The sequence below is a fragment of the Pseudarthrobacter sp. C4D7 genome (assembly GCF_013359725.1).
GTDB lineage: Bacteria > Actinomycetota > Actinomycetes > Actinomycetales > Micrococcaceae > Arthrobacter.
The window spans coordinates 58,062-82,991 of the sequence record NZ_JABFMW010000011.1 but is presented as its reverse complement, the minus strand read 5'-3'; the positions used below and the strand labels follow the sequence as shown (position 1 = coordinate 82,991).

Genomic DNA, 24,930 nt, shown 5'->3' with positions numbered 1-24,930 from the left:
CTGCTGACGCAGGCCTCTTTCTGGCAGAGTATGACCATGCTCACAGTGATCGGCGAAGGCCTTGTTGACGTTGTCCAGCGCGCTTCCGGAATTGAGGCCCATGTGGGCGGAAGTCCCCTGAATGTCGCGGTGGGCCTGGCCCGGCTTGACCATCCGGTGCAGTTCATCGGCCGTTACGGCCGGGACGCCTACGGCGACTCCGTGGCGGCGCACCTGCGGGCCAGTTCGGTCATGCTGCCGCTGCCCCCGGACGAGTTGCCCACCAGCGTGGCCACGGCATTGATTGACGACGACGGCGCCGCCACCTACACGTTCGACCTCGCCTGGGAGCTCCCCGGCATCGGCGACCGGCTCGGCTTCATGCTGCAGGGCACCACCCTGCTGCACACCGGCTCCATCGCCACGATGCTGGCGCCGGGGGCCACCGACGTGCTGGCCGCCGTCGAACATGCCCATCCCTCGGCCACCATCAGCTTCGACCCCAACTGCCGGCCCAGCATCATCACGGATGTGGACTATGCCCGGCGGCAGACGGAGAAATTCGTGGCGCTCTCCGATGTGGTCAAGGCCTCCGACGAGGACCTCGCCTGGCTTTATCCCGGGCAGGACGTGCTGGATTCGGCACGCAAGTGGCTGGCGCTCGGCGGTGAGGAAGGGCCGGCGATGGTGGTGGTGACCCGCGGCGCGGACGGCCCGTGGGGCGCGTGCCGTTCCGGGGAAACGTCCGTGCCCGCGCCGAAGGTGGACGTTGCGGACACCGTGGGCGCCGGGGATTCGTTCATGGCGGCGCTGCTGTCCGGCCTGGTGGACCGGGAGCTTGACGGGGCCCAGAACCGGCAGGACCTGCGGGACCTTCCCGCTGAGGGGCTGGCGGAACTTCTGGCCCATGCCGCCCGCGCTGCTGCCGTCACGGTTTCCCGCCCGGGCGCCAACCCGCCGACGCGGGAGGAGCTGCATTCCTTGGGTCAGTAGCTGCAGGAGTCTTGAGCGTTCACTCTCAGTGAGTGGGCAGTAAAGGCGATGGGGTTCTCACTCCTTGCCGAGGCCCGCGGCTGAGGTCTTTGCGGTGGAAACGCTGTTCAGGGCGCGCAGGTCAAAGATGCCGTTGATGTCGGCCTGCTTGGTGGTGCCTGCGGTGACGCCGTCGGCCAGGAGCTTCTGGTACGTTCCGGCCAGCGGGTCGACGGTGAAGACGATGTTCTTCAAGGAGCGGTCGATCACATCCGCTTTCAGCTCGGCGCCGGCCGCCTCCTTGAGGGCTGCGTTGATGACGCCTGCCTTGTCGCCGGCGGAGGCGCTGTTGAGCCACTCAACCGATTTCACGTGGCTCCGCAGCAAGGCTTTGACGGTATCCGGATGCTCCGCCGCGAACTTCTGGTTCACGATCAGGATGGTGGTGGGGAACTCGCCCGGCTTGCCGGACAGTGAGCCGTCCCAGAGGTCCTTTTCATCCACCAGCACCTTCGCGCCGGCATCCAGCGCCAGGCGTGACGCCCAGGGTTCAGGCAACCACGCGCCGTCGAGCTTCCCGTCCTGGAACAGCTTGAGGGTCTGGGCATTCTCGGTGGGATTGATGGCCACGTCACCGCCGCCGTCCACGGTGGTCTTGTACCCCTGGGATGAGAGCCAGGCGCGCAGGGCCACATCCTGGGTGCCGCCGAGCTGCGGGGAGGCGAGCGTCCTGCCCTTGAGGTCGGCGGCGGAGTTGATGTCCGGCCTGACCACCAGCTGCGCCCCGCCCGCGGCGGCGCCGGCGATGATGTTGATCGACTGGCCCTGGCTCTTGACGTAGGAGTTGATGGCAGGGTTCGGGCCAATGTAGGTGGCGTCGATGGCCCCGGCATTCAGGGCTTCGATGGCTGCCGGGCCGGCGTTGAACACCTGGGTGGTGAGCTTGGTGCTGCCCAGTTCATCAGCGATGAAGCCTTTGCTGACGCCTACCAGGGCCGGGGCATGCGTGACGTTTCCAAAATAGCCGAGCTTCAGTTCCGCGGCGGGGCTGCCGGACGGGGCAGCTTCCGGTGCGGCTGCCGGTGCACCGCTGGACACGGCGGACGCGACGGCGGCACCCCCGCCGATGAGGGCCAGGACGGCGGCCGCGATGCCGATCTTCAGGCCCACCGGGCGTTTGGGCCTGGCTGACTGGCCTGCGACGATGCGGGTGGACCCGGGCTGGGTCCCTGGGGTCTTGTCCTGCTGGTTTGCCATGGAAAATCCTTTGCTGGGGCGGATGCTGAAACGAGATTACGGAGCGCCCAGCTGCCCCACAATCAATCCCGTAGCGGGCGTTCACGCGGCGACGCGAACGCTCAACGCGCCGTAGCGCGGCGTCAGGAACCGTCATCCGGCGTCTTGCGCAGAGTCAGCCTTCCACCCAGCCCGCGGTAAGGCCGGTCACCCGGCTTCCGTCCAGGTCGCCCAGCTTGGTCCGGACAAAATCGTGCGCCCACGGCGACGTCTGGATCCGGAAATCAGGGTTGCTGTCCTCAAGAGTGGCCAGCACGACGGCGGCAACCTCCGCCGGTTCCTGGGCGCTGCTGCTGGCAAACTGCCGGCTGGTCCGGGCCAGGTATGCGGAAATGGCAGGACCGTATGGTCCGGCAGATGCCACGAGTGCGCCCGCATCGATTCCCGCGTTGGCGACGAAGTTGCTCGCCACGGCACCGGGTTCGATGACGTGGACGCCCACGCCCACGGTCTTTGCCACGGGTTGAAGGCTTTCCAGGAACCCTTCGACGGCGAACTTGGCGGCGCAATAGGCTTCATTGAAGGGCTGGCCCACCACGCCACCCACGGAGCTGATGGTGATGACGCGTCCATGGCTTTCCCGCAGCAGCGGCATGGCGGCTCGGGTGAGCGCCACAACGCCGAAGAAATTCACTTCCATGGCGCTGCGGAAGTCCTCGACGGCGAGCATTTCCAGGGTGCCCACCGCCGCGGAGCCGGCATTGTTGAGCAGCGCATCGAGCCTGCCGTACGTGTCGCGGCAGTAGGCCACTTCCCGCTCTATGGCTGCAGCGTCAGTGACATCGAGTGGGCGGATGTCCAGGCTCACTCCGGCTTCCCCGGCTGCGGTGCGCAGGGCATCGGCGCGGGCCACATCGCGCATGCTGGCGATGGTGGTCCAGCCCGCGCGGGCGGTCTCGATGGCCGTTGCGAGCCCGATCCCGGTGGAGGTTCCGGTGATCAGGACTACTCGGTTGGCGTGGCTGGTGCTTTGTTCGTCGGTCATGGGATGTCCTTGCTGCTGGCGCTGCGCTCATCGGTTTCCTGAAGTGTCCCCTGGATGGAGCCGTCCCGCCAGCCTGGCGCGGGCCGTCCCAGCCCGCCCGTCCGCCAGGGGGGGCGCCTCACGCGGCTTTGACCACGGGGAGCTCGTCCCAGTCCGTCGTATAGCGGGGCGAGCGCATGCCGCGTTTCATGGTCCAGTCCAGGCCGGACCTGATCCCTGCGTGCCCCAGCCCGATGGTTCCCCTCCCGAAGCGGCGGCTCACGTCCTCGAGCAGTGGCCCGATGCCGCGTTCCTCGTGCCGGTTCTCGAAGGGCTCCAGCGGGGGCTGGTTCCCCGTGGGCCGCAGGTCGGTGAGCATCAGGCCCGCCTTGGCGTAGCGGAGCCCGTCCCGGGCATTGGGGAGCAATGCGTGCGCCGCCCTGGTGAGCAGCAACGGATCCGCGGTGGGCATCGGCAGCCGGACGCACACGGAGGGGTAGGCCTGTTCCTGGTCCCGGAAGGGGGACGTGGCAGCAAACGCGGTGAGGACCTTTGCCTGCAGCCGGTGCTTGGAGAGCCTTGCGGCCGCCTGCTGGGCGTAGACGCTGAGCACCTCCCTGAGCCCGGCGGCGCTGGTCACTGGGGTGGCGAACGAGCGGGAAAAGATGAGCTGGTCGCGGCCGATGCGCTCTTCCTCCATGGGAATGCACGGGGTCCCCCGCAGTTCCAGGACCGTGCGCATCAGCACCACCGAAAACTTGTCCCTGATCATCACCGGATCGGCCATGACGAGGTCCAAAACAGTGAAGATTCCCAGCACATTGAGCCGCTTCGTCAGGCGGCCGGCAATGCCCCAGATCTCCTCCACGGGCAGCCGTGCCATCAGGGTCTGGCGCATCCCGGCCGGAACGGCGGCCCACAGGCAGACGCCGCCAAAGCCGGGATTGTTTTTGGCCCATTTGTTGCACAGTTTTGCCAGGGTCTTGGTGGGGGCGATGCCCACGCACACGGGAACCCCCACATGCCGCCGGACGGACTCCTTTATTCTGCGGCCCAGGGACAGCAGATCCTCGGGGGAGCCCTTCACGCCCAGAAACGCCTCATCAATGCTGTACACCTCAAGCCAGGCCGAATACCTGCCCAGCAGCTCCATCACCCGGGAGCTGATATCGCCGTACAGCTCATAGTTGCTGGATTTTGCCACCAGCCCCCACTCCTTGGCCCTCGGAGTGAGCTTGAACCACGGTTCACCGGTGGCGATGCCCAGCGCCTTCGCTTCCGGGGAGCGGGTCACCGCGCAACCGTCATTGTTGGAGAGCACCACCAGCGGGCGTCCCTCCAGCGAGGGGTCGAACGCCCGTTCCGCGGAGGCGTAGAAGCAATTGACGTCCACGTGCGCGATCTGCGGCATCTGCCGCATGGGGACAGCCTTGGGCACCGGACCCCCTAGACGTGGTGCAGGCATCTGGTGGCAACGCCCCAGATGGTCAGTTCGGACAAAGTAGGGACGTGGATGTCCGCGTACTTGGGGTTCTCGGTCTGCAGCACCACGCCGGACCGGGTGATGCGGAGGCGCTTGACGGTAAGCTCCCCGTCCAGCACCGCAATCACCACGGACCCGTCCACTGGTTCCAGGGCCCGGTTGACGATCAATTCGTCTCCATCGCTGATGCCTGCGCCCTCCATGGAATCGCCCGTCACGCGGACCACGAAGGTGCTGGTGATGTCCTTGATCAGGTGCGCGTTCAGGTCGATCCGGCCGTCGAAGTAGTCCTGCGCCGGCGACGGAAAGCCCGCCGCGACCGCCACCGGCGAAATCAGCACCGAGAACAACGAAACGCCCGCATCTATCACGCGGGGACCGACAATAACGCCCACAACACACCTTTATTCGAAAATATGTTCGATAGTTTCAGTGTAGACCCGGGGGCTGACAACGGGCAGTCCCCGGGGACCAGCTGCGCGCGACGCCGGCCAAAGCCCCACGTAGACTTACGGAATGCGGCTGGTAGCAAGCGATATTGACGGAACAATCCTCGGACACGATGGAAAAATCAGTGACCGCACTGTCCGGGCTTTCCACGCCTGCCGGGATGCCGGCGTCGAACTGGTGTTTGTGACCGGCCGGCCGCCCCGCTGGCTGCACCCGCTTGAGGAACAGCTGGGCCACACCGGCCGCGTCATCTGCTCCAACGGTGCCGTGGTCTGGGATCTTGAGGCGGACCGGCTGGTTTCCGCCCGCACGCTTTCGATCGACGCCGTGCTGGAAGCGCGCCGCATCATCAAGGCGCTCCGCCCCGCAGCGCTGTTCGCCGCGGAAACGCTCACGGGATTCCACCTTGAACCGGGCTTCATCGAGAACGAATCCAGCGAACTGCTCGCCGAATTCACGCCGGCGCCGCTGAAGGACACGCTCACCACCGGGGACGGCGTGGTCAAGTTCCTCGCCATCCTCCGCGACGGCACCCCGGACGACTTCCTCGCGGAGGTGGCCCCCGCCGTCGGGCACCTGGCCGCCACCACCCACTCCTCGCCGGGCGTTGCCATGCTGGAACTCTCGCGCCCGGGCGTGAACAAGGCCGTCACCCTCGCTGAATACGCCGGCGCGCTGGGCATCGATGCTGCTGACGTGGTGGCCTTCGGCGACATGCCCAACGATATTGAGATGCTCCGCTGGGCAGGCCACGGGTACGCGATGGCCAGCGGCCATCCCGAAGCCATCCGTGCGGCGGGGCAGCAGGCGCCGCACTTTGACGACGACGGCGTGGCCCAGGTTCTGGAGGCCCGTCTTGCTTCCCTGGGCGTCCAGTTTTCCTGACGCCCCGCCCCTTCGGAGCCCGGCCACCCATTTTCACAGCTTCCGCTCACCTGGCGTTTACCTTCGGCCAGTAAGGTCAAGCGTGGAGAGCAGGCACCCTCCCGCCGGCTCGAAGGGGGCAATGATGGCACGAAACGTCAGGCAGCACGCGGCCGATGGGCCGCTGCGCACAGCAACGCCCGCCCCGCACTGGAAGCAGCTGCGCCAGGGCGACCGGGTCCGGGTGTTGTTCACGCCCGGGTTTGAGGCAGGCGGCGTGGTGGACACCATTACGGCAGACCACACGGCGGTGTGGGTCCACCTGGACGGCGGCCGCGGGCGGACCCTGCTGCACTGCGCTGACGGCGTGGACATCCGTCCCTGCGAAGAGACCGCCTGCCTGGACTGATCCCTGGAACCGCCTCGCTGGGGGGAGCGGTAGGCTCGCAGTGTGAGCCTGCCATTCTTTGAGCACCCTGACGACGACGGGCGGCAGCTTCCCCTCGCCATGGCCCACCGCGGATTCTCGGCGGACGGCCTGGAAAACTCGATGGCCGCATTCCGGGCGGGCGTCGAGCTGGGCTTCCGCTACCTCGAAACGGACGTGCACACCACCGCGGACGGGGTGCTGTTGCTGTTCCACGATGAAACCCTGGACCGCGTCACGGACGGCCGGGGCCGGGTGGCTGAACTGCCGGCGGCAGATGTGGCAAAGGCGCGGATCAACGGCCGCGAGCCCATCCCCACGTTTGACGAACTGGTCACCCAGCTTCCCGGGGCGCGGCTGAACCTCGACGTCAAGGACTGGGGCTCTGTCCAAAGCACCGCTGCGGCAATCGAGCGGCATCAGGTGCACCACCGCGTGTTGGTCACCAGCTTCTCGGACCGGCGGCGTCGGGCGGTACTCAAGCTGCTCAGCCGCCCCGTCGCTTCGTCAGCCGGAGTGGGGTCGAATGCCTTGTTCACGCTGCTGGGTCCTGTGCTTCCCCGGCCGGTTTTTCGACGGCTGATGCGCGGAGTCCTCCGGGACGTGCAGGCGTTGCAGGTGCCCGTCCGCTATGGCCGGGTTCCCGTTGTCACCCCGGGCTTCATCCGGCGCGCGCATGAGCTGGACCTTGTGGTGCACGTGTGGACCATCAACGATGCTGACGAAATGCACCGCCTCCTCCAATTGGGCGTGGACGGCATCGTCACGGACCGGGCGGACCTGCTCCGCGACGTCATGCGCCTCCGCGGACAGTGGCCGGAGAAGCCCGGGCAGGCCGGCGGGGCGCCAGGCTAGCCCCGGTATGTTCGCGCGGGCGGGGGGACAATCCCCCCGCCCCGCCGCCTGCGTCGGAACTTCAGGAAATCTCAGTACCGCGCGGAATGGCCCGCGTTTCCCCTGGAGCTGCCAGTTGACGCTCCAGGCCGTCCAGATCCAGGCGGGTGTTCCAGGTGCTCCAGTCCTTGGGCCGCACCGACGGCCGGCCCAGCAGGTACCCCTGGCCCGCGCTGATCCCCAGCTCGGTGAGGACCTTGAGCTCCCCCACCGTCTCGATGCCTTCGGCCACCAGGGTGACGCCGATGGATTCGGCAAAATCCACCAAACATGCCGCCAGCGCCCGCTGGAGGCCATCCTTGTCGATATCGCCGATAACGTTGCGGCCAACTTTGAGGAAGTCGGGCCGGAGGTGGATCATGCGGCTCAGCGCGCCGGCACCGGTGTGGGTGTCATCGACGGCGATGCGCAGCCCTTTTTCCCGCAGCGGATTGATGGCGGAAAGGAACTGCAGGTATTCCTCTTCCGGAATGTCCTCGGTTAATTCGAGAACCACCCGGTGGATGGGTAATTCGATGTGGTCGAACAGTTCCGGCAGCCGCGCGTCCAGGCAGGAAGTGGGGGAAATGTTGAGGGATACATAGAGGTTTTCGGGCAGGTCCTTGGCGGCGGCAGCCGCCGATCCCAGCGCAGAAAATTCAAGGTTGGCGCCCAGCCCCACCGCGGCGGCTTCGGCAAACCACAGCTCGGCGGCTGCGCCGTCGTCGCTGACGAAGCGGGAGAGTGCCTCCGCGCCCACGACAGTCTTTCCCTCCAGCCCGTAGATGGGCTGGAAAGCGGTCATCAGCATCTGGTGCTGAAGCAACGTGCTGATCCTGGACGTGCTGCGGATGGCGTCCAACTGCTCCGCGAACTGCGGCGGCAGCGCCGGCGGAGTGAGGCGCATGCCCCTTGCGGATTCCAGCGTCTCCACCATATTGGCGTCGCTGCGCCGCGTCTCGAGAAGATACTCCAGCAGGGCCCTTTCGGGCACGCCGGGATTCTCATCGAGGCTGTTGCTCAGCCGCTGCCTGACGGCCGTTCCCGCAGGATCCGTATCCGCCAGCACGGCGGCGATAATTCCCCATGCCTGTACCCGAACCGACATTAGCAACGCCCCCAGTTGACGAAGTAATGACCCGATGGCCCCATAATGTTCAAATGTCCAAACGCCTTATAAATTACGGTGCTGCGAAACCTGATTTCCGAGGCGGCGAAAAACCAGACACCGCACGCTGATCGTATAACGGCAGCCCGAAAAGTGCAGTAGTTTTTGCATTACTGGTTAGCGCTTTCCTGCTGGTCAGCCAGCAGTTCGGGAATTCGCTCCGGCGGAACGGGACGGCTGAAGTAGTAGCCCTGGGCGCTGTGGCAACCCAGGCCGCGCAGGATTTCCGCCTGCTCCGCCGTCTCAACGCCCTCCCACACCGCTTCCAGCCCGCAGGCCCGCACCAGCTGCAGTACCGCCGCCACCAGCGCGGGCTGGCTGGGGTCGCTCTCCAGCCCGGTGATCAGTGACCGGTCCACTTTGACCCGGTCCACGGGCAGCCGGCGGAGGTAGCTGATGGACGAATAGCCGGTGCCGAAGTCATCGATTTCAATGCCGACGCCCAGGCCCCGGAGCCCGCCCAATGAATAGCGGTCCAGTTCGTTTCCCTTGACGATCGCCACTTCCGTCAGCTCCAGGACAACCTGCCCGGGCATGACGCCGGTTTCCTTGAGCGTGTTGCGCACGTCCTCAATGAACTGCAGGCTTTGCAGGTCGGTCGCGGAAATGTTGATGCGCACGGAGAACCTGCTGTCCGCCAGGCCGGCGTCGATCCAGGCGCGGAGCTGCTTCACGGCGGTCCGCAGGACCCAGAGGCCCAGTTCTGAGATCAGCCCAGCCTCTTCTGCGAGGGGAATGAACTCGTCAGGCATGATGAAGCCACGGGTGGGGTGGTTCCACCGGACCAGCGCCTCCACGCCTTCGATCCGCCCGGTGGCAAGCTCCACCACCGGCTGGTAATGAAGCGTCAGCGCGTCGTTTTTGATGGCCGCCCGCAAGTCGTCCACCAATTGGCTGCGCAGCCGGCGCATCAGCAGCAGCGAGGGTTCGAACCGGTGCAGTTTGTTCTGCCCCTCGGCCTTGGAGGCGTACATGGCGACGTCCGCCTCCATCAGCATGTCCTCCGGGCTCTGGCCCCCGCTGCCCACGCTGAGCCCGATGCTGGCCCCGCAGCGCACGCTGCGTCCGGGAAGCTCAATGGGTTCGCTGAGGGAGGCCAGGATGCGGTGGGCCACGATCGTGGCCTGGTCCGCTGAGGCGGAGGGCATCACAATGGCGAATTCGTCGCCGCCCAGGCGGGCTACGACGTCGGACGCCCGCACCGCGGTCCGGAGCCTTTCGCCGACGGTGACCAGGACCTGGTCGCCGGCGGTGTGCCCCAGGCTGTCGTTGATGGATTTGAACGCGTCCAGGTCCATCAGCAGGATGACCGGGCCTTCTTCGGTCCGGCCGCCGTCGGCCGCCGCCCGGGATTCCAGTGCGTCACGCAGGGCATCGAGCAGCGCAGACCTGTTGGCCAGCCCGGTCAGTGGGTCCTGCATGGCCATCTTCTGCATCTCGAGGTGCGCTTCGTGCAGGAGCTGGGTCCGGACCTGGACCCGTTGTTCAAGTTCCTCGTAGATCACCTGCAGGTCCTCGGCCAGCAGATTGGTGCCCATGATGATCGCATCGAGTTCATCCCTGGCCGGCGACACCTCTATCCGCGACGTGAGGTCGCCGGAGGCGAGCCGGACAATGCCTTCCAGGAGCTGGGAGAGCCGGGGATCGTCGTTGGCAAACATGGGCCAGTCCTCCTTCGGCGCCTAGTTGGCCAGGCCGCGGTCAGTGCCGAGGGGAAGGCTGACGGTGACGGTGGTTCCGGTGCCCAGGGTGGAGGCTACATCAATCCGGCCGCCGTGCCGGTCCACGATGTCCTTGGAAATGGCCAGGCCCAGCCCCGTTCCCGGGATGGCTCCGTTCATCGCGTTGGAGGCCCGGTAGAACCTGGTGAACACGTGGTTGATTTCCTCGTCCGAGATGCCGATTCCGGTGTCCGCGATCCGCACGGTGGCCCATTTGGAACCGTCCGCGGCGGCGTGGGAGACGCTGCCCACCTCGATCCGGCCACCGCTGGGCGTGAACTTGATGGCGTTTGAGACGAGGTTGGTGAAGACCTGCTGCAGCTGCACCTCGTCGGCCAGGATCTCCGGATCCTCCGGAACCGACTCCACATCGATGGTCACATTCTGCAGCGTGGCCAGCGGGCGGAGGGCGGCGGCCACCAGGTCCAGCGTGCGTCCCAGGCGTACGGGCGCCAGCTGCATGTCGGCGGTATCCAGCCCGCCGCGGGACACGCTGAGCATGTCCTCGATGAGCGTCCGGAGCCGTTCGGTGTTGCGCACCACGATGTCCAGCATCTGGTGGACCTCTTTGGACACCGGGTGTTCGGTGCTCTCCTGGATCATGTCCAGGTACGCCATGATCGATGTCAACGGCGTGCGCAGCTCGTGGTTCACGGTGGCCAGGAAATCCGTCTTGGCCTTGTCGAGTTCCCTCAGTTGCTTGACCACCTGCTGCTGGCTGCTGATCAGGTGGCTTTGGATGAGCCCATAGGCTGCGTTGCCGGCCACGTGCTGGATCAGTCCCAGTTCGGCGCTGGACCACGTCCGTGGCCGGTCCATCATGGCGATCCAGATGATGCCCAGGGACGAGTTGCCTTCACCGATGGGTACGGCCAGCGTGGAGGCCGCTCCTGCCACGGCCCTGGCCGGCTTTTCGTCGGCCCTGGCCTCGGTGTCATTTCCGTCCGGCGTGGGCGTCACTGTCCCGGCCCACAGGGCGTCCGCAGCGGCCCGGGCCTCGTCCTCGCCGGGGAGGGCGTCCGCGGGCAGGCCAGCCAGTCCTTTCCGGTGCCAGGCTGCGGTGATCACTGGGACGCGGTGGTCCTCGAAGGTGGTCAGCAGGACATGGTCGGCTTTGAAGGTCCGGCCGAAGCCGGCAACGACGTGCTGGGCGATTTCCTGGGGATCGTTGGTGGCGCGCACGGCGGCAGAAACCTCGCGCAGCTGCTCACGGAGTCCCTCGGCTTCCTGGCGGGCGGTGCGGCGCCGGGCCACCTGCTCAATCAGGACGGAGGCGCGGTGAACCAGCTCTTTGGGATCCGCCGGCTTGACGATGCAGTCGTGGACGCCGGCCGGTTTGGCCGCGGCCAGCTCCTGTGGATCGTCCAGGTCCATCATGACCAGGACGGGCGCCGCGGACCGGACGGGGGAGAGGAGGGCATCGGCGACGACGATGGAGGGCTGGCCTGCGTCCAGCAGTGCGGCAAGGCTGCCGGCGTCCGTCGCTTCCTGGACGCCGTAGCCGGCGTCCCGCAGTGCCTGGGCGTTACGGGACAGGCGGCCGGCGTCGGGATCGGCCACGACGGCGGTGCGGGCCAGGCGCACGACACTCGGCAGAGCCGTCACAGTGTTCCCTTCCTCCCAGTTGAGTACATTCTAGGGGGACGGGAGCCACGTGGGTCCATACTGCCCGCCGCCCCGCTTCTGCGCTCTTGCCGCCCTCCCCGTGGCACGCCGTAATAGGGCCGCTGCCGTGCCCGTTGGCGGGGATGGAACATATATTTGAACCGTGTCTTCCCCAACGAAATCACCGCGGTCCGTCCTGCAGAAATACCTGATGATCCCCAAGCTCGTCAGATTGTCGCGGGGTGCGCCGAAGGACCGGCACAAGGCGTGGGACACCTACTGGGCCGGAATTACCGCCACGGGTCCCGGCGGTGAGGTCCTGTGGGATTCGGGCAGTGACCACGAGTTCCTGGGCTACAAGGAAAGCCTCCTGCGCTACCTGGACCCAGCGCTTCCCGTGGTGGATGCCGGATGCGGCCACGGCAGTTTCACCCGGGCGCTCGCGGGTATCTTTCCCCGGGTGGTTGGCGTGGATGTTTCGCCGCACGCCATTGCCCGGGCCCGGCAGGAGTCCGCGGGGAACGGCAGCCCGTCCTTCGAAGCCCGCGACATGACCGCGCCGGGTGCCGGTGCCGCCCTTGCGGAGTCCCTCGGCGCAGGCACGGACGGGGCCAACATTTTCATCCGCGGAGTCCTGCATGTCCTCGCTCCGGCGGACCAGGTGGCACTTGTGGAAAACCTCCGGTTCCTGGCCGGCCGCAGCGGCACCGTCTTCATGGCGGAAACCAACTTCCAGGGAAACCCGGTGGAGTATGTTTCCCACCTGGGAGCCACCACCCGAGGCATTCCGGCGCCGCTGGAACTTGCCATCCGGGGACTTCCCATGCCGGGGCACTTCGGGCCCGCGGAGCGCGAACGGGCGTTCCCGGCATCGGCCTGGGAAGTCCTTGAAGATGGCCACACGGTCATCGAAACCAACCCGGTGACTGGCGTGCCGGGCCAGGACCGGGTGCCGGGGTACTACGCGGTCCTCCGGCCCCGACGGTAGCTCGCGGGCACGCCGCCCCCGCAGGCCCGGCGGGATATCCACAGCAGGTCCGCAGGCCGCTTGACAGGGGTCGGATCCGGAGGCTCCATGGTAAGTAGACTTACTGATCAGTCCCGAGGCGAAAGGGAGGCCGCGCCGGCTGGGAGCGATGGGTCCGCACCATCGGCTCCCTCACACTGAACGCCATCGACCCGCGCAAGACCCACAGGAACCATCATGAGCAACCTCATTCCACCCGGCGAGCTTCGCCGGATGCTGCTGCCCCCTACGTATGGACGGCATGTCACCCCTGCCGCCGAATTCACCATCCTGTCCGTAGAGGTGTGGGCGGCAGGGCTGGTGGTAAACATCCACCTTCCCTCGGCGGGCGTCCCCGAGCCAAAGCTTGTGCTCCAGGACCATTTCGGAACCGACTACACGCTGCAGGAATCGGCCACTGTTGGCGCCCGCAATCTCCAGGTCTTTACGCCGTCGGTGCCGGCGGGTACCAGGAGCCTGACCATCCGGGCGGCCGATGACGCCGGCGGCAGGCCCGTGGTGACCTTCGCGGTGCCCCTCATGGCGGCGCCGGAGGGCCGGCCGGACCTGGAGGCGCCCGGCCGCGCGGGTTCCCCTGCCGCGGAGGACGAGTCCTACCGGTCCGAACTGCGCCGCCCTGCCTGATCCAGCAGGGGCCGCATGGTCATATTGTGGTGCTGGCAAGCGCTTTCCATTGTGGTGCTGGCATGATGGAGCGCATGCGCATTCTCATCGCTCCGGATAAATTCAAGGGCTCCCTGACGGCGGCGGAGGCCGCGGCCTCGATTGCTGAGGGGGCGCTCCGGGTGTATCCGGACGCCGTAGCCACCCAGTTTCCCATCGCCGATGGCGGCGAGGGCACCCTGGAGGCGGCGGTGGCGGCAGGCTACGAGGAGCGGCTGAACGCGGTGGTGGGCCCCATTCTCGCTCCGCTGGGCGCCGCATGGGCCATCCACAAGGCCGGCGACGGCAAGGTGACCGCTGTCATCGAGACGGCGCAGGCATCCGGCCTCGCGGACATGGAACCGACCCCCGCGAATGCATTGCGGGCCCACAGCTACGGGTGCGGACAGCTCATCGCCGCAGCCCTCGATGCCGGCGCCACCGAGATTGTCCTGGGCCTGGGCGGTTCCGCCATGACGGACGGCGGCAGCGGGGCCCTGCGCGCCCTGGGCCTGAAGCCACTGGATTCGGCCGGGAATGTCGTTCCCCTGGGCGGAGGATCGCTGGCCGATGTGACAGCCCTGGACACGGGCGGGCTGGACCCCCGGCTGTCCGCCACCACTTTCCGCATCGCCGTCGACGTCCGCAATCCGCTGTACGGGCCGTCCGGGGCGGCCCACGTCTTTGGCCCGCAGAAAGGCGCGGACCAGGACGCGGTGGAAATGCTCGACGCCGGGCTGCGCAACTGGGCGTCGATGCTTCGGGAAGCAACGGGCCGGGACGTGAACGTCCCCGGGGCAGGCGCCGCCGGTGGGTTCCCGGCGTCGTTCCTTGCCTTCACCGGCGCCACGCTGGAAGGCGGCTTTGCGCTGGTGGCGGGGCTGACCGGGCTGGCCGGCCAGCTTGACCAGGCGGACCTGGTGATTACCGGCGAAGGGTCCATGGACTCCCAGTCACTGACCGGCAAGGCGCCGATCGCGCTCGCGGACGCGGCCCGGGACCGCGGCATTCCCGTCATTGTGGTGGCCGGCAGGATCCTGGTGACCTTCGAGGACCTGGCCGGTCACGGCGTGGTGGCCGCGGCCCAACTGCTGGACGTGGCGTCGGGCCCGGAGGACGCCGTGGCAAACGCCGGGAAATACCTGGCCTGGGCAACGAGCCAGGTGCTCGAAGGCGCGTAGGCCGCAGGGCGTTGGACTTCTCCTAGGTGCCGGTCTGGTAATGCGGCTCGGCAACGGGCTTCGATTCCGGGGACCCCTTTTCCCGGAGGTAGACCGACGCCCCCACCAGGACGCCGACCGCCAGGAACTCGCTTTGCCAGTTCTGGAAGGACTCGAACCAGAAGCGGCTGGTGCCCAGGTACTGCAGGAACGTAATGGCGGGCTGGCCATGGGCCTGCTGGTCCTGGTTGTACTCGTCCACGCCGCCCGCCGCGTGGAGGAGGAACGAGGCAAGGAACAGGCCGAAAAACAGGATTGACAGCGAGTGCTCGTACAACCTGAGCACCGCGCCGCCGCGCCGGACCGGCCACGGCGCGGCGCTGCTGACGGACGCTTCCCGCGGGTCCTGGTCCTGTGGCGCCTTCCTGTCCATCGGCTTGGACTCGGATGAACCCTTCTGGAAGAGGAAGACCGTGAGGACCACGTACATGCCCATCTGCAGGAACTCCGATTCCCAGTTCTCGAACGTGGCCTCAACGAACGCGCCGGTCCCCAGGAACTGCAGGACAGAGACGGCAGGCTGGCCGTGGGCCTGCTGGTCCTCGCTGTAGGAGGCGGCACCCGAAAGGACCATCCCCACGAAGAACGCGAGGAACAGGCCTGTGTTGGCTAGCAGCAGACCGTGCTCCCTGGCCCACTTACGCATCACTCACTCCTTGTTGTCGGCCGGCAGGATCCTCCCGGTGGCCCGTTTGTTCAGGCGAAGCGGAACGAACACCAGCATCACCACCATGACCCCCAGAAGCGCACCGCCGGCCATCACCCCGGCAGACCTTCCTGCCGCGACATCGAAGACCAGGGCGGCGGTTCCCGCACTCAGAAGGGCGATGCCGCCGAGGGCAATCTTGGTGATGGTGTCGGCGCTTGAGACCAGCATTTCCTTGAGCCGTTTCCTGAAGAGCCGCCGGTGCACGCTGACCGGAAGGAGGATGAAGGCAGTGGTCAGGGCGGCAACCACCACGTTGGCGAGGTAGAGGCCAACCTCCCAGTCGTCCAGCTTTTCGAACCTTTGCTGGAACGGCAGTGTCAGCAGGAAGCCGGCCAGGATCTGGACTCCGGTCTGGAGGACGCGCAGCTCCTGAAGGAGTTCGGCCCAGTTGCGGTCCAGCTGCTCTTCCCGGGTTTCGTTCCGGCCCGTTCGGCCGGTGTAGTCCTCCACTTCGGACATCGGCGCTCCTTCATTTCCGGCGGCGGTCCAGGTCTTCTTTCTACTCCTCCCGTACCCAGAAACAAGCCCGGCCGTTGCGTCCGCAATAACATTTGGTAAGTTTACTTATTATTACCCGTGGTGGTGGATTCGCTCCGCTGCCCGGGATAGCGTCGAAGGGCACGGTACGGCGGGGCCCTTCGCTGGATCGACACAGCCAACCGACACCAGGCAGGCGGACTATGAGCGACACGGACAAGCAGACAAGCCAGCCGGCGGATCCGCGCGGCGGCTACCACTCGGGTCCCTTCCCCGAGCAGGAACAGAAGCAGCCCGGGCTCACGGCCCCCATGGACCCCAAGCCGGACCACGGGGAACTCAGCTATGAGGGACACGGCAGGCTCCGCGGCAAGGCAGCCCTCATCACCGGCGGAGACTCCGGCATCGGAAAAGCCGCGGCCATCGCATTCGCTCGGGAAGGGGCCGACGTCGCCATCTCCTATCTGCCGGAGGAGGAAGAAGACGCGCAGGACACCGCTGAGTGGATCCGGAAAGCCGGCCGCCGGGCCCTGCTCCTTTCCGGCGACGGGCGTGAGGAGGCCTTCAGTACCCGCATCGTGGAGGATACCGTCGCCGAGTTTGGGCGGCTCGACGTCCTGGTGCTGAACGCGGCCTACCAGAAGAACCGGGAAAGCCTGGAGACCCTTCCCACCGAGGAGTTCGACAGGGTTTTCCGGACAAACCTGTACTCGCTGCTGTGGTCGGCGCGCGCCGCCGTGCCGCATCTGGAGGCCGGGGCGTCCATCATCACCACGGCTTCCATCCAGGCCTTCAACCCCTCGCCGGAGCTCATTGACTACGCCATGACCAAAGCGGCGCAGGTGGCCTTCACCAAAGCCCTGGCCCAGGAACTCGGCCCGAAGGGGATCCGCGTCAACGCGGTGGCTCCCGGCCCCATCTGGACACCCCTGATCCCCGCCACCGAATGGCCGGACAAACTGCCCACCTTCGGCCAGGACACGCCGCTGGAGCGCGCGGGGCAACCCGCCGAACTGGCTGCGGCCTACGTCCTGCTCGCATCCGGGGACGGCTCCTACATTTCCGGCGCAGTCCTCCCGGTCACGGGCGGCAAGGGGCTGTAGGCACCACCGGGCAGTACACACAGACCAGCATTATCGGCAACGCACAACAGGAGGAAGCATGACGCAGGAAAATCAGCAGGCTGAACCCGAGTCGGCCCCGGGCGGCTACGGCACCCCCACCGCCGAGCAGGAGGCTGCCGGCACCCAGGGCGGCCAGCCGTCCGGCAACGGGGGCGCTTCGTCCGCCGGCGCCGACACCAATGAACCGCAGTCCGGAGCAGGCCAGGAACAAGTCCCGCATGACATGGACCTCCCCTCCAGCGCCGCGGAGATCGACGAGTCGAATGACGACTCCCAGGGCTCCTCACCGGTTTCGTCGGAATCCGGCCAGGAAGCCACCGGTATTCCGGACGGAAGCGGAAATGACCTGCCGCAGGAGGAATCGCCCAACGACGACGACGAAAGCTTCGACGCCGGATAGGCCGGCTCCGCTGACCGGCCCCCGTTTCGCTGCCCGCCCGGGCAGTGAAACGGGGGCTTTCGGCGCTTAAGCAGGCTGCGCGCCCGCGGGGGGCTCAGTCCTTGCTGCTGAAGGCGGCGTCGAAGCTGGTTTGGGACGCGGGAAAATCGTATTTCTTGAGCGCTGCCAGGGCTTCGGGGGCGCCGTGGAGCCGGTCCATGCCGGCGTCCTCCCATTCGATGCTGATGGGGCCGTTGTAGCCGATGGCAGCCAGGGCCCGGAACGAGGCTTCCCAGGGGACGTCGCCGCGCCCTGCGGAGACGAAGTCCCAGCCGCGGCGGGGGTCGCCCCAGGGCAGGTGGGAGCCCATGACCGTGTTGCGTCCGGTCTGGCGGATCTTGGTGTCCTTGCAGTCCACGTGGTAGATCCGGTTCTTGAAGTCCCAGATGAACGAGACAGGGTCGATGCCCTGCCACATCATGTGGGAGGGGTCCCAGTTCAGGCCGAACGCTTTGCGGTGGCCGATGGCCTCGAGGGTGCGGACGGTGGTCCAGTAGTCGTAGGCGATTTCGGAGGGGTGGACTTCGTGGGCGAACCGGACACCGTTTTCGTCGAAGACATCCAGGATGGGGTTCCAGCGGTCGGCGAAGTCCTGGTAGCCGGCGTCGATGACTTTTTCCGGGACGGGCGGGAACATGGCGACGTACTGCCAGATGGCGGAACCGGTGAACCCGACCACGGTGTCCACGCCGAGGGCTTTGGCGAGTCGGGCAGTGTGTTTCATTTCCTCGGCGGCGCGCTGGCGGACGCCCTCGGGGTCGCCGTCGCCCCAGACCTTGGATCCGACGATGGCCTGGTGGCGGAAGTCGATGGGGTCATCGCAGACGGCCTGGCCCTTGAGGTGGTTGGAGATGGCCCAGACTTTGAGGTTGTACTTGTCCAGGAGTTCGAGTTTTGACTCGACGTACCCCGGCTCGTCCCAGCGCCAGGCGTCCAGGTGGTCGCCGGAGACGGCGATTTCCAGGCCGTCGTAGCCCCAGCCGGAGGCGAGGCGGGCCACTTCTTCGAGGGGCAGGTCGGCCCACTGGCCGGTGAACAGGGTAAACGGGCGGGGCATGCGGGGCTCCTTGGCTGAAGGACGGGGGTGGCGGGCTCTACTGTGCGGGCGTTAGCGGCGGACGACGGTGAGGGTGCTTTTGTTGGCCGCGGATTCCTCCACGGCGTTCAGGATGTGCTGGACGTTCAGTCCTTCTTCGAACGACGGCGAGGGCTGGGTTCCGTCGTTGATGGCGGTGAGGAAGTCGCGGATCTGGTGGGTGAACGTGTGTTCCCAGCCGATGATGTGCCCCTGCGGCCACCACGCTTCAAGGTACGGGTGGACGGGCTCGTTGACCAGGATGCGGCGGAAGCCCTGTTCGCGGACCGGGACGGTGGCGTCAAGGAAACCGAGCTCGTTGAGGTTTTCCAGGTCGAACAGCAGGCTGCCCTTCTCGCCGTAGACCTCGATCTGGAGGCTGTTCTTCCGCCCGGTGGCCACCCGGGAGACCTCCACTGAGGCGATGGCCCCGGAGGTGAGGGACAGCGTGGCCCAGGCGGCGTCGTCGACCGTGACAGCCTCGGCGCCGTCCGGCCCCGGACGCTGGTCCACGAAGGTGTTAAGCCTGCCGGATACCTCGGTGACCTGGTCGCCGAGGAGGAACAGGACCTGGTCGATGGCGTGGGAGGCGATGTCGCCGAGCGCACCGGACCCGGCGGTTTCCTTCCGCAGCCGCCAGGTCATGGGTGCCTGGGCATCGGCGAGCCAGTCCTGCAGGTACGCGGCCCGGACATGGCGGACGGCGCCCAGCCGGCCCTCCGCGATGAGTTCCCTGGCCAGGGCCAGGGCCGGGACGCGGCGGTAGTTGAACCCGATCATGGACTGCACGCCGCGGGCCCGGGCCTTTGCGGCGGCGGCGGTCATGAGTTCGGCCTCGGCCAGGGTGTTGGCCAGGGGCTTTTCCACCAGGACGTGCTTGCCGGCCTCCAGGGCCGCGATGGCGATCTCCGCATGCATCCAGCCCGGTGCGCATATGTCCACGATGTCGATGTCGTCCCGCTCGATCACGGTGCGCCAGTCCGTAGCCGATTCCGCCCATCCGTACTTTGCGGCAGCCTCTGCCACCGCTGTGGCGTCCCGGCCAACGAGCACCTTCTGCTCGAAAGCCGGGACGTCGAAGAAACCGGCCACGTTCCGCCACGCGTTGGAGTGGGCCTTGCCCATGAAGGCATACCCAATGGCGGCCACCCCCAGTGGACGGGAAACCGGGCGCGAAGTCCGTGGGGAGGCCGGGGGCTCGGACGGGTGTGCGGGTGTGGTCATGATGCGTTCCTGCGTGCTTCCTGCTTGCTGGACGGGTTTTGCCGGGTTAGATGGTTGCGGTTTCCGGCGCCCAGTCCTCAGGGAGGGCTGCGGAAGCCGGGGCGGAGCTTTCGACGTTGACGAAGGTGCCCGAATCGACGGACTCCGAGATGGAAACCATCGTGTCCAGGACGTGGTACGCCAGGTCACCCGTGGCACGGTGCGGCACACCGGCCCGGATGGAGCGGGCCATGTCCAGGACGCCCATGCCGCGGCCGTTGGCGGGACCAGTGGCGGGGACGGTGGTCCAGTCCTCGTCGCCGGCACGCCAGAGCTTGATGTCGCCGGTGAAGTAGTTGGGGTCCGGCAGCGAGATGGTGGCCTCGGTGCCGGTGATCTCCACGAAGCCCATGCGGGTGCGGGGGGACTCGAAGGAGAAGACGCTGTGCGAGGAGGCGCCGGATTCGAACTGGGCCATCGCGGAGACATGGGTGGGTACCTCGACGGTGAACTCTTCGCCGGCCTTGGGTCCGGAGCCGATCACGCGCACGTCCTTGGCCTTGGAGCCGACGGCAGCTACCTTGCGGATGGAGCCGAAGGCCTGGACCAGGGTGGTCAGGTAGTAGGGGCCCATGTCGAACAGCGGGCCTGCGCCGTGCTGGAAGAGGAAGGCGGGGTTGGGGTGCCATGATTCCGGGCCGGGGGTCTGGAACGTGGTCAGCGCCGTCAGCGGGGTGCCGATGTCGCCGCGCCTGATCATGCGCAGTGCCGTCTGGACCCCGGCGCCCAGGAACGTGTCCGGGGCGCAGCCCAGGCGGATGCCCGCGGCGTCGGCGGTTTTGAGCAGGCCCAGCCCGGATTCGCGGTCCAGGGAGAACGGCTTCTCCGTCCAGACGTGCTTGCCCGCGTTGACGGCGGCAGTGGCCACCTCCACGTGCGCTGCGGGAATGGTGAGGTTGACGATGATTTCGACGTCGGGGTGGTTCAGTCCCTTGTCCACCCCACCCCACTCGGGGATGCCGTATTCCTTGGCGCGGGCCTCGGCGGCATCCTCGAAGAGGTCGGCGATGACGTGGACCTTCAAGTCCGGGAACGCCGTGAGGTTGTCCAGGTACTGCTTGCTGATCACGCCGGCGCCGATGACGCCGACGCCCACCGGGCCGCTGCGGGCCGGCTTGTTCGCGGGGGTGCTCATGCGTTGGCTCCTTCGGCTGCGGTGCTGCTGTTGCCCTGCAGGAACGCAAGGCTCTGGGCGATGCCCTCGAAGATGTCGCCGTCGTAATCGTCAAACTCCACCACGCCCACTTCAAGGGACTTCGCGGCGGCGATGACGTCCATGACCGGGACCTTGCCCTGGCCGGCCGGCTGCTGTGCCTTGTTGTCCCGGTTCAGGGGGCCGTCCTTGATGTGGATGAACTTCACCCGGTCGCCAAGGTTGGCGAGGATGTCGATGGGGTCCTGGCCGCCCACGGCAACCCAGTAGGTATCCACTTCCAGGACCAGCTCCGGGTCCAGCAGGGATTCGAAATACTCCAGGGCGGTGCGGCCCTCGATGGAGGACTCCAGCTCCCAGGCATGGTTGTGGTACCCCACGCGGATTCCGTATTCCGCGCCCTTCCGGGCGGCGGCGTTGAGCTTGGCCGCGGTGGCCTGGATGTCCTCGGCCTTCTGCCAGTGCTCGGCGGGCAGGAATGGGTCGATCACCGTGGTGATCCCCAGTTCCTTGGCCGCGGCGAAGATTTCGTCCTGGTCCTGGCTCATCAGCGGCGCATGGCCGGAAGGCGCGGTGAGGCCGTTGTCCTTCAGCGCGGCACCGAGTTCCTTGGCGGTGGCCACGAAGTTGTAGGGCTCAACCTGGGTGTAGCCGATTTCTGCAACCTTCCTGATGGTGCCCGGAAGGTCCTCCGCGATGGCGTTGCGCAGGGTATAGAGCTGGAGTGAGTAGGACATAGGTTTCCTTAGCGTTCTGTGGTGGATCTTTGTGGGCTTGTGTCAGCGGCCGGCAAGGGAGCCGCCGATGCCGCCGACGCTGAAGTACTTGTTCAGCGTGGCGAAAACGATAACGGGCGGGAGCATCATGACCACGGCCAGGGCCATGACGGAGGTCCAGTCCGTGGCGTTCTGCTGGAAGAAGGACTGCACGCCCATGGGAAGGGTGAAGATTTCGTTGGACCGCAGGAACACGATGGCCACCAGGTAGTCGTTCCAGGCCAGGAGGAAGGCGAAGATCGCGGTGGAGAGCACCCCGGGGAGCGAGTTCCGCAGGACCACCTTGGTGAACGAACCGAAAACGGAGCAGCCGTCGATCCAGGATGCTTCCTCGAGGCTGATCGGGATGGAATCGAAGTAGGCAGCCATCATCCAGGTGGCCACGGTCATGGTGGAACCCACGTAGATGATGGTCAGGCCCAGGAGGTTGTCCACCAGGCCCATGCCGGCAAACAGGATGAACAGCGGCACCACCGAGGTGATGATGGGCAGGGACTGCATGACGAACAGCAGCAGCGAGTACCCGGACACTGCCTTGCTGCGGCCGCGGGAGAGGACGTAGCCGGCAGGTGCGGCCACGGCCACGGACACCACCACGGTGGACAGGGTGGTGATCAGGCTGTTCTTGAGCCAGGTGGCGGCCAGGGTCTTGGAGAAGACGTTGCTGAGGTTCTCGAACGTCAGGCCGGTGGCCGTGCTGTTGGGCCCGGGCGTGAAGGCCAGCAGCACGGTGACCATGATGGGCACCAGCACGATCCCCGTGATGATGAGGATTGCCGCGAAGCGCCACCAGCGGCCCCGCTGGCCTGCTTCGGAGAGGACCCTGGGCCGTTTGCCGCCGTCGATGCCGAGTGTGGGGCCGGACTCGGGGTGGGCGTGGAGGACTGCGCTCATTATTCGACGCTCGACTTTCGGATCTGGCGGTACAGGATGACCGAGATGACCACGAGGGTCATGGTCATGAGGAAGGCGATGGCCACGCCGGGGCCGGTGGCGAAGTCCTGGAACACGGTCCGGTAAGCCAGGACCACCAGGGAGGTGGTGGCATTGACCGGGCCGCCGCCGGTGAGCAGGTAGATGGTGGGGAAGTCGTTGACGCAGAAGATGGTCATCAGGATCCAGCTGATGTACGTGGAGCGGGCAATCAGCGGCAGGGTGATCTGGGTGAACTGCTGCCAGCGGCTGGCGCCGTCCATGCTGGCTGCCTCGTAGACGGTGGTGTCCACCGACGCCAGGGCGGCGGAGATCATCATCATCATGAACGGGAAGCTGACCCACACCTTGAACGCCATCACGGTGACGGACGCCAGGGTGGGATCTGCCAGGAAGAGCGGAGTGCCCATGCCCAGGTTCCGGAACATCGACGGAATCAGGCTGTCCGGGGTGGCCACCAGCCAGTTCCATGCGGTGGAGGACACCACGATGGGCACCACCCAGGGCAGGAGCAGCAGGACCTTGAAGGTGCCGCCGGCCGGAATCTTGGTGCGGAGAAGCAGGGCCAGGCCCAGCCCCACCAGCCATGACCCGAAGACGCCCACAATGGTGAACCACAGCGTGAACTGGGCAGCTTTCCAGAATGCCGGCGAGCTGAGGACGGTGGCGAAGTTCTGGCCGCCCACGAAGTTGCCGGTCTGGAGCAGGTCTCCGTCATGCGTGGCCTGGACGGCGGCGTAGATCAGCGGGTAGCCGTGGATCAGGACAAGCAGGACGACGGAGGGGAGCAGGAGCCAGAAGAACGTCCTGGTGGCCTGGGCGGAGAGCTTGCTCTTGCGTTTTCCGGGGACGGCCCCGGGCCCGCCGGGGGCAAGCCCGCGGCGGGCCCGGCTAAGGCCGGACTGGGTGGTGGTGCTGGACATGGGCGCTCGGACCTACTTCTTCAGCACGGATTCAAGACCGGACTGGAAGGTCTGCAGGGCAGTCTTGGCGTCGGCCTTGCCGGTGATGATGGTTTGGCTGAACTGGTTCAGTGCCTGCCCGCCGTCGAGGGCTGCAAGGTTGGCATTGAGCGTGCTGCCCTGGGCGGCGAAGGTCTTGGCAATGGGCTGCCATTCCTTGACGATCTTGACGTTGTTGGGATCGTCGGCGAACTCTGGCATCTCGGTGATCGACTTGAAGACCGGCAGGGCGGACATCAGCTTCTTCTGCCACAGCTGCTTCAGCTGGCCCAGGTAGTACACCAGGAACTCTTCCGAGGCCTCCTGCGACGGGGTGTTGGTGTACATCATGATGTTGTTCGGGAAGACCAGCGTGGCCTTGTCCCCGTGCGGGCCGGTGATGGGATCGGCCACCAGCAGGTCGCCCGAGGTGTCGCCCACGCGCTGCGGAACGTTCACCTGGAACAGGCCGTAGCCGGCCTTGCCGTCCTTCCACTGGGCGGACATGTTGTCCGTGGTGTAGCTGACGGCGGCCGGGTCGATGATGCCGTTGGAGACCAGTTCCAGGACGAACTCCATGGCCTCGACGTTGCGGTCATTCATCAGGTCCAGCTCGCCGTCCTTGTTCCAGACGCCGCCGCCGTTGTTAACCATCATCATGATCATGGAGTGGTTGGCGTAGTTGTTGCCTGCGCCCGCGCCGGTGGTGAAGCCGAACGCGCCCACCTTCTTCAGTGCCTTGCCCGCTTCCAGCAGGGACGGCCAGTCCGTGGGCAGGGCAACGTTGGCCTTCTCGAACAGGGACTTGCGGTACCAGAAGACGCGCATGTCCAGCTGCCACGGGACAGCCACGTAGCCCTTGTCCGACTTGAACGGGTCCAGGACGCCGGGCAGGAAGTCATCGAACTGGCCGTTGGCCTTCAGCTTGTCGATCACCTTGTCCGCATAGGCGATCTGGCCCTGCTGCTCGAACTGGAACGCCTGGAAGCCGCCGCCCGTGGACACCGCCGGGCCCGTCTTGGAGGCGATCGCGGAGGAGAAGGTCTGGTAGAAGTTGTTCCACTGGATGATCTGGTAGCTCGCCTTGGCGCCGTTGGCACCGGAGAAGCCCTCCGCGATGCCCTTCGCGGCATCGTTGTAGGCCGGCGTTGCCCATGGCATGTCCCAGAATTTCACGGTTCCGCCGGCCCCGCCTCCGCCTCCCTGCGACGCAGAGCCGCCTCCGCAGGCGGCAAGCAGGGGTGCTGCGGCGGCGGCAGCCGTCAGGCCCAGGAAACCGCGCCGGGAAAAGGGGCGGCGTTCGGAAGTTGCGTTCATGGTGTGTCCTTTCGGGACCGTCTTGCGCTGTG

Annotated in this window: 25 protein-coding genes; 9 read left to right on the top strand and 16 right to left on the bottom strand. The window is 66.6% G+C overall.

Going from position 1 to position 24,930, the window contains the following annotated elements; genetic code table 11:
• The first annotated feature begins 30 nt into the window (after positions 1-30).
• Positions 31-972: a carbohydrate kinase gene (locus tag HNO81_RS10225; protein ID WP_371818216.1), complete on the top strand. Its 942-nt coding sequence runs from the start codon at positions 31-33 to the stop codon at positions 970-972.
• Positions 973-1,029: 57 nt separating this feature from the next.
• Here HNO81_RS10225 and HNO81_RS10220 read toward each other — a convergent pair whose 3' ends face one another.
• The 4 genes from HNO81_RS10220 to HNO81_RS10205 form a co-directional block, all read right to left on the bottom strand.
• Positions 1,030-2,208 carry an ABC transporter substrate-binding protein gene (locus tag HNO81_RS10220; RefSeq protein ID WP_175318015.1) on the bottom strand — a complete coding sequence of 393 codons (1,179 nt, stop codon included), beginning with the start codon at positions 2,206-2,208 and terminating at the stop codon, positions 1,030-1,032.
• A 154-nt stretch (positions 2,209-2,362) separates the two neighbouring features.
• Positions 2,363-3,232: an SDR family oxidoreductase gene (locus HNO81_RS10215; protein ID WP_175318014.1), complete on the bottom strand. Its 870-nt coding sequence runs from the start codon at positions 3,230-3,232 to the stop codon at positions 2,363-2,365.
• Between the two features lie 118 nt (positions 3,233-3,350).
• Positions 3,351-4,631, bottom strand: a complete 1,281-nt coding sequence (locus HNO81_RS10210) for a Y-family DNA polymerase (protein WP_175318013.1) — start codon at positions 4,629-4,631, stop codon at positions 3,351-3,353.
• A 26-nt stretch (positions 4,632-4,657) separates the two neighbouring features.
• The gene (locus tag HNO81_RS10205; RefSeq protein WP_175318012.1) at positions 4,658-5,089 is read right to left on the bottom strand and encodes a translesion error-prone DNA polymerase V autoproteolytic subunit; all 432 of its coding nucleotides are present in this window, start codon (positions 5,087-5,089) and stop codon (positions 4,658-4,660) included.
• A 121-nt stretch (positions 5,090-5,210) separates the two neighbouring features.
• Between HNO81_RS10205 and HNO81_RS10200 the strand changes: the two genes are divergently transcribed.
• From HNO81_RS10200 to HNO81_RS10190, 3 genes are all read left to right on the top strand, one after another.
• Positions 5,211-6,029 (top strand): HAD family hydrolase, encoded by an 819-nt coding sequence (locus HNO81_RS10200; protein ID WP_175318011.1) that lies wholly within the window; start codon positions 5,211-5,213, stop codon positions 6,027-6,029.
• Positions 6,030-6,153: 124 nt separating this feature from the next.
• A complete protein-coding gene (locus tag HNO81_RS10195; protein ID WP_175318010.1) occupies positions 6,154-6,417 on the top strand; it encodes a hypothetical protein in 264 nt (87 codons plus the stop codon).
• 42 nt (positions 6,418-6,459) lie between these two features.
• The gene (locus HNO81_RS10190; protein ID WP_371818215.1) at positions 6,460-7,290 is read left to right on the top strand and encodes a glycerophosphodiester phosphodiesterase; all 831 of its coding nucleotides are present in this window, start codon (positions 6,460-6,462) and stop codon (positions 7,288-7,290) included.
• A 61-nt stretch (positions 7,291-7,351) separates the two neighbouring features.
• Here HNO81_RS10190 and HNO81_RS10185 read toward each other — a convergent pair whose 3' ends face one another.
• The 3 genes from HNO81_RS10185 to HNO81_RS10175 all read right to left on the bottom strand — a co-directional run bounded on the left by HNO81_RS10185 (position 7,352) and on the right by HNO81_RS10175 (position 11,802).
• Positions 7,352-8,416: an EAL domain-containing protein gene (locus HNO81_RS10185; RefSeq protein WP_217509284.1), complete on the bottom strand. Its 1,065-nt coding sequence runs from the start codon at positions 8,414-8,416 to the stop codon at positions 7,352-7,354.
• A gap of 170 nt (positions 8,417-8,586) precedes the next feature.
• The gene (locus tag HNO81_RS10180; protein ID WP_175318009.1) at positions 8,587-10,137 is read right to left on the bottom strand and encodes a bifunctional diguanylate cyclase/phosphodiesterase; all 1,551 of its coding nucleotides are present in this window, start codon (positions 10,135-10,137) and stop codon (positions 8,587-8,589) included.
• Between the two features lie 21 nt (positions 10,138-10,158).
• The gene (locus HNO81_RS10175) at positions 10,159-11,802 is read right to left on the bottom strand and encodes an ATP-binding protein (RefSeq protein WP_175318008.1); all 1,644 of its coding nucleotides are present in this window, start codon (positions 11,800-11,802) and stop codon (positions 10,159-10,161) included.
• A 211-nt stretch (positions 11,803-12,013) separates the two neighbouring features.
• Between HNO81_RS10175 and HNO81_RS10170 the strand changes: the two genes are divergently transcribed.
• The 3 genes from HNO81_RS10170 to HNO81_RS10160 all read left to right on the top strand — a co-directional run bounded on the left by HNO81_RS10170 (position 12,014) and on the right by HNO81_RS10160 (position 14,652).
• Positions 12,014-12,790, top strand: a complete 777-nt coding sequence (locus tag HNO81_RS10170; RefSeq protein WP_175318037.1) for a class I SAM-dependent methyltransferase — start codon at positions 12,014-12,016, stop codon at positions 12,788-12,790.
• 216 nt (positions 12,791-13,006) lie between these two features.
• Positions 13,007-13,453 carry a hypothetical protein gene (locus HNO81_RS10165; RefSeq protein WP_175318007.1) on the top strand — a complete coding sequence of 149 codons (447 nt, stop codon included), beginning with the start codon at positions 13,007-13,009 and terminating at the stop codon, positions 13,451-13,453.
• 74 nt (positions 13,454-13,527) lie between these two features.
• Entirely contained in the window at positions 13,528-14,652 is a 1,125-nt protein-coding gene (locus HNO81_RS10160; RefSeq protein WP_175318006.1) for a glycerate kinase, read from the top strand.
• 22 nt (positions 14,653-14,674) lie between these two features.
• On the opposite strand, the gene HNO81_RS10155 is transcribed toward HNO81_RS10160, so the two are convergent.
• A complete protein-coding gene (locus tag HNO81_RS10155) occupies positions 14,675-15,337 on the bottom strand; it encodes a DUF6766 family protein (RefSeq protein WP_175318005.1) in 663 nt (220 codons plus the stop codon).
• A 3-nt stretch (positions 15,338-15,340) separates the two neighbouring features.
• Positions 15,341-15,859 carry a DUF6328 family protein gene (locus tag HNO81_RS10150; RefSeq protein WP_175318004.1) on the bottom strand — a complete coding sequence of 173 codons (519 nt, stop codon included), beginning with the start codon at positions 15,857-15,859 and terminating at the stop codon, positions 15,341-15,343.
• A 221-nt stretch (positions 15,860-16,080) separates the two neighbouring features.
• Here HNO81_RS10150 and HNO81_RS10145 point away from each other — a divergent pair, with 221 nt between their 5' ends.
• Positions 16,081-16,980, top strand: coding sequence for an SDR family oxidoreductase (locus HNO81_RS10145; protein WP_175318003.1), 900 nt, complete (start codon positions 16,081-16,083; stop codon positions 16,978-16,980).
• Positions 16,981-17,038: 58 nt separating this feature from the next.
• Complete coding sequence (locus tag HNO81_RS10140) at positions 17,039-17,401, top strand: hypothetical protein (protein WP_175318002.1); 363 nt, start codon at positions 17,039-17,041, stop codon at positions 17,399-17,401.
• Positions 17,402-17,495: 94 nt separating this feature from the next.
• Here the strand turns inward: HNO81_RS10140 and HNO81_RS10135 are convergent, their stop codons facing one another.
• Genes HNO81_RS10135 through HNO81_RS10105 form a run of 7 tightly spaced genes read right to left on the bottom strand, consistent with a single transcriptional unit; the run spans position 17,496 to position 24,898 of the window.
• Positions 17,496-18,497, bottom strand: coding sequence for a sugar phosphate isomerase/epimerase (locus HNO81_RS10135; RefSeq protein ID WP_175318001.1), 1,002 nt, complete (start codon positions 18,495-18,497; stop codon positions 17,496-17,498).
• Between the two features lie 51 nt (positions 18,498-18,548).
• Positions 18,549-19,739, bottom strand: coding sequence for a Gfo/Idh/MocA family protein (locus HNO81_RS10130; protein WP_175318000.1), 1,191 nt, complete (start codon positions 19,737-19,739; stop codon positions 18,549-18,551).
• 46 nt (positions 19,740-19,785) lie between these two features.
• Positions 19,786-20,913, bottom strand: a complete 1,128-nt coding sequence (locus tag HNO81_RS10125; protein ID WP_175317999.1) for a Gfo/Idh/MocA family protein — start codon at positions 20,911-20,913, stop codon at positions 19,786-19,788.
• A complete protein-coding gene (locus tag HNO81_RS10120) occupies positions 20,910-21,668 on the bottom strand; it encodes a sugar phosphate isomerase/epimerase (protein ID WP_175317998.1) in 759 nt (252 codons plus the stop codon). Before HNO81_RS10120 ends, HNO81_RS10125 begins: the two co-directional genes overlap by 4 nt.
• Positions 21,669-21,710: 42 nt before the next feature.
• Entirely contained in the window at positions 21,711-22,601 is an 891-nt protein-coding gene (locus tag HNO81_RS10115) for a carbohydrate ABC transporter permease (protein ID WP_175317997.1), read from the bottom strand.
• Complete coding sequence (locus HNO81_RS10110; protein WP_175317996.1) at positions 22,601-23,563, bottom strand: carbohydrate ABC transporter permease; 963 nt, start codon at positions 23,561-23,563, stop codon at positions 22,601-22,603. The genes HNO81_RS10115 and HNO81_RS10110 overlap by 1 nt, the downstream gene beginning before the upstream one ends.
• A 12-nt stretch (positions 23,564-23,575) precedes the next feature.
• On the bottom strand, positions 23,576-24,898 hold the full coding sequence (locus HNO81_RS10105) for an ABC transporter substrate-binding protein (protein WP_175317995.1): 1,323 nt from the start codon (positions 24,896-24,898) through the stop codon (positions 23,576-23,578).
• Positions 24,899-24,930 lie beyond the last annotated feature (32 nt).

What these genes read in the sequence shown, in the direction of transcription:
- HNO81_RS10135 (WP_175318001.1), bottom strand. Translation starts at nt 18,497, where the DNA reads ATGCCCCGCCCGTTTACCCTGTTCACCGGCCAGTGGGCCGACCTGCCC.
- HNO81_RS10160 (WP_175318006.1), top strand. Translation starts at nt 13,528, where the DNA reads ATGCGCATTCTCATCGCTCCGGATAAATTCAAGGGCTCCCTGACGGCG.
- HNO81_RS10125 (WP_175317999.1), bottom strand. Translation starts at nt 20,913, where the DNA reads ATGAGCACCCCCGCGAACAAGCCGGCCCGCAGCGGCCCGGTGGGCGTC.
- HNO81_RS10180 (WP_175318009.1), bottom strand. Translation starts at nt 10,137, where the DNA reads ATGTTTGCCAACGACGATCCCCGGCTCTCCCAGCTCCTGGAAGGCATT.
- HNO81_RS10110 (WP_175317996.1), bottom strand. Translation starts at nt 23,563, where the DNA reads ATGTCCAGCACCACCACCCAGTCCGGCCTTAGCCGGGCCCGCCGCGGG.
- HNO81_RS10150 (WP_175318004.1), bottom strand. Translation starts at nt 15,859, where the DNA reads ATGTCCGAAGTGGAGGACTACACCGGCCGAACGGGCCGGAACGAAACC.
- HNO81_RS10165 (WP_175318007.1), top strand. Translation starts at nt 13,007, where the DNA reads ATGAGCAACCTCATTCCACCCGGCGAGCTTCGCCGGATGCTGCTGCCC.
- HNO81_RS10140 (WP_175318002.1), top strand. Translation starts at nt 17,039, where the DNA reads ATGACGCAGGAAAATCAGCAGGCTGAACCCGAGTCGGCCCCGGGCGGC.
- HNO81_RS10185 (WP_217509284.1), bottom strand. Translation starts at nt 8,416, where the DNA reads ATGTCGGTTCGGGTACAGGCATGGGGAATTATCGCCGCCGTGCTGGCG.
- HNO81_RS10105 (WP_175317995.1), bottom strand. Translation starts at nt 24,898, where the DNA reads ATGAACGCAACTTCCGAACGCCGCCCCTTTTCCCGGCGCGGTTTCCTG.
- HNO81_RS10115 (WP_175317997.1), bottom strand. Translation starts at nt 22,601, where the DNA reads ATGAGCGCAGTCCTCCACGCCCACCCCGAGTCCGGCCCCACACTCGGC.
- HNO81_RS10145 (WP_175318003.1), top strand. Translation starts at nt 16,081, where the DNA reads ATGAGCGACACGGACAAGCAGACAAGCCAGCCGGCGGATCCGCGCGGC.
- HNO81_RS10220 (WP_175318015.1), bottom strand. Translation starts at nt 2,208, where the DNA reads ATGGCAAACCAGCAGGACAAGACCCCAGGGACCCAGCCCGGGTCCACC.
- HNO81_RS10225 (WP_371818216.1), top strand. Translation starts at nt 31, where the DNA reads ATGACCATGCTCACAGTGATCGGCGAAGGCCTTGTTGACGTTGTCCAG.
- HNO81_RS10215 (WP_175318014.1), bottom strand. Translation starts at nt 3,232, where the DNA reads ATGACCGACGAACAAAGCACCAGCCACGCCAACCGAGTAGTCCTGATC.
- HNO81_RS10210 (WP_175318013.1), bottom strand. Translation starts at nt 4,631, where the DNA reads ATGCGGCAGATGCCGCAGATCGCGCACGTGGACGTCAATTGCTTCTAC.
- HNO81_RS10120 (WP_175317998.1), bottom strand. Translation starts at nt 21,668, where the DNA reads ATGTCCTACTCACTCCAGCTCTATACCCTGCGCAACGCCATCGCGGAG.
- HNO81_RS10155 (WP_175318005.1), bottom strand. Translation starts at nt 15,337, where the DNA reads ATGCGTAAGTGGGCCAGGGAGCACGGTCTGCTGCTAGCCAACACAGGC.
- HNO81_RS10170 (WP_175318037.1), top strand. Translation starts at nt 12,014, where the DNA reads ATGATCCCCAAGCTCGTCAGATTGTCGCGGGGTGCGCCGAAGGACCGG.
- HNO81_RS10130 (WP_175318000.1), bottom strand. Translation starts at nt 19,739, where the DNA reads ATGACCACACCCGCACACCCGTCCGAGCCCCCGGCCTCCCCACGGACT.
- HNO81_RS10195 (WP_175318010.1), top strand. Translation starts at nt 6,154, where the DNA reads ATGGCACGAAACGTCAGGCAGCACGCGGCCGATGGGCCGCTGCGCACA.
- HNO81_RS10200 (WP_175318011.1), top strand. Translation starts at nt 5,211, where the DNA reads ATGCGGCTGGTAGCAAGCGATATTGACGGAACAATCCTCGGACACGAT.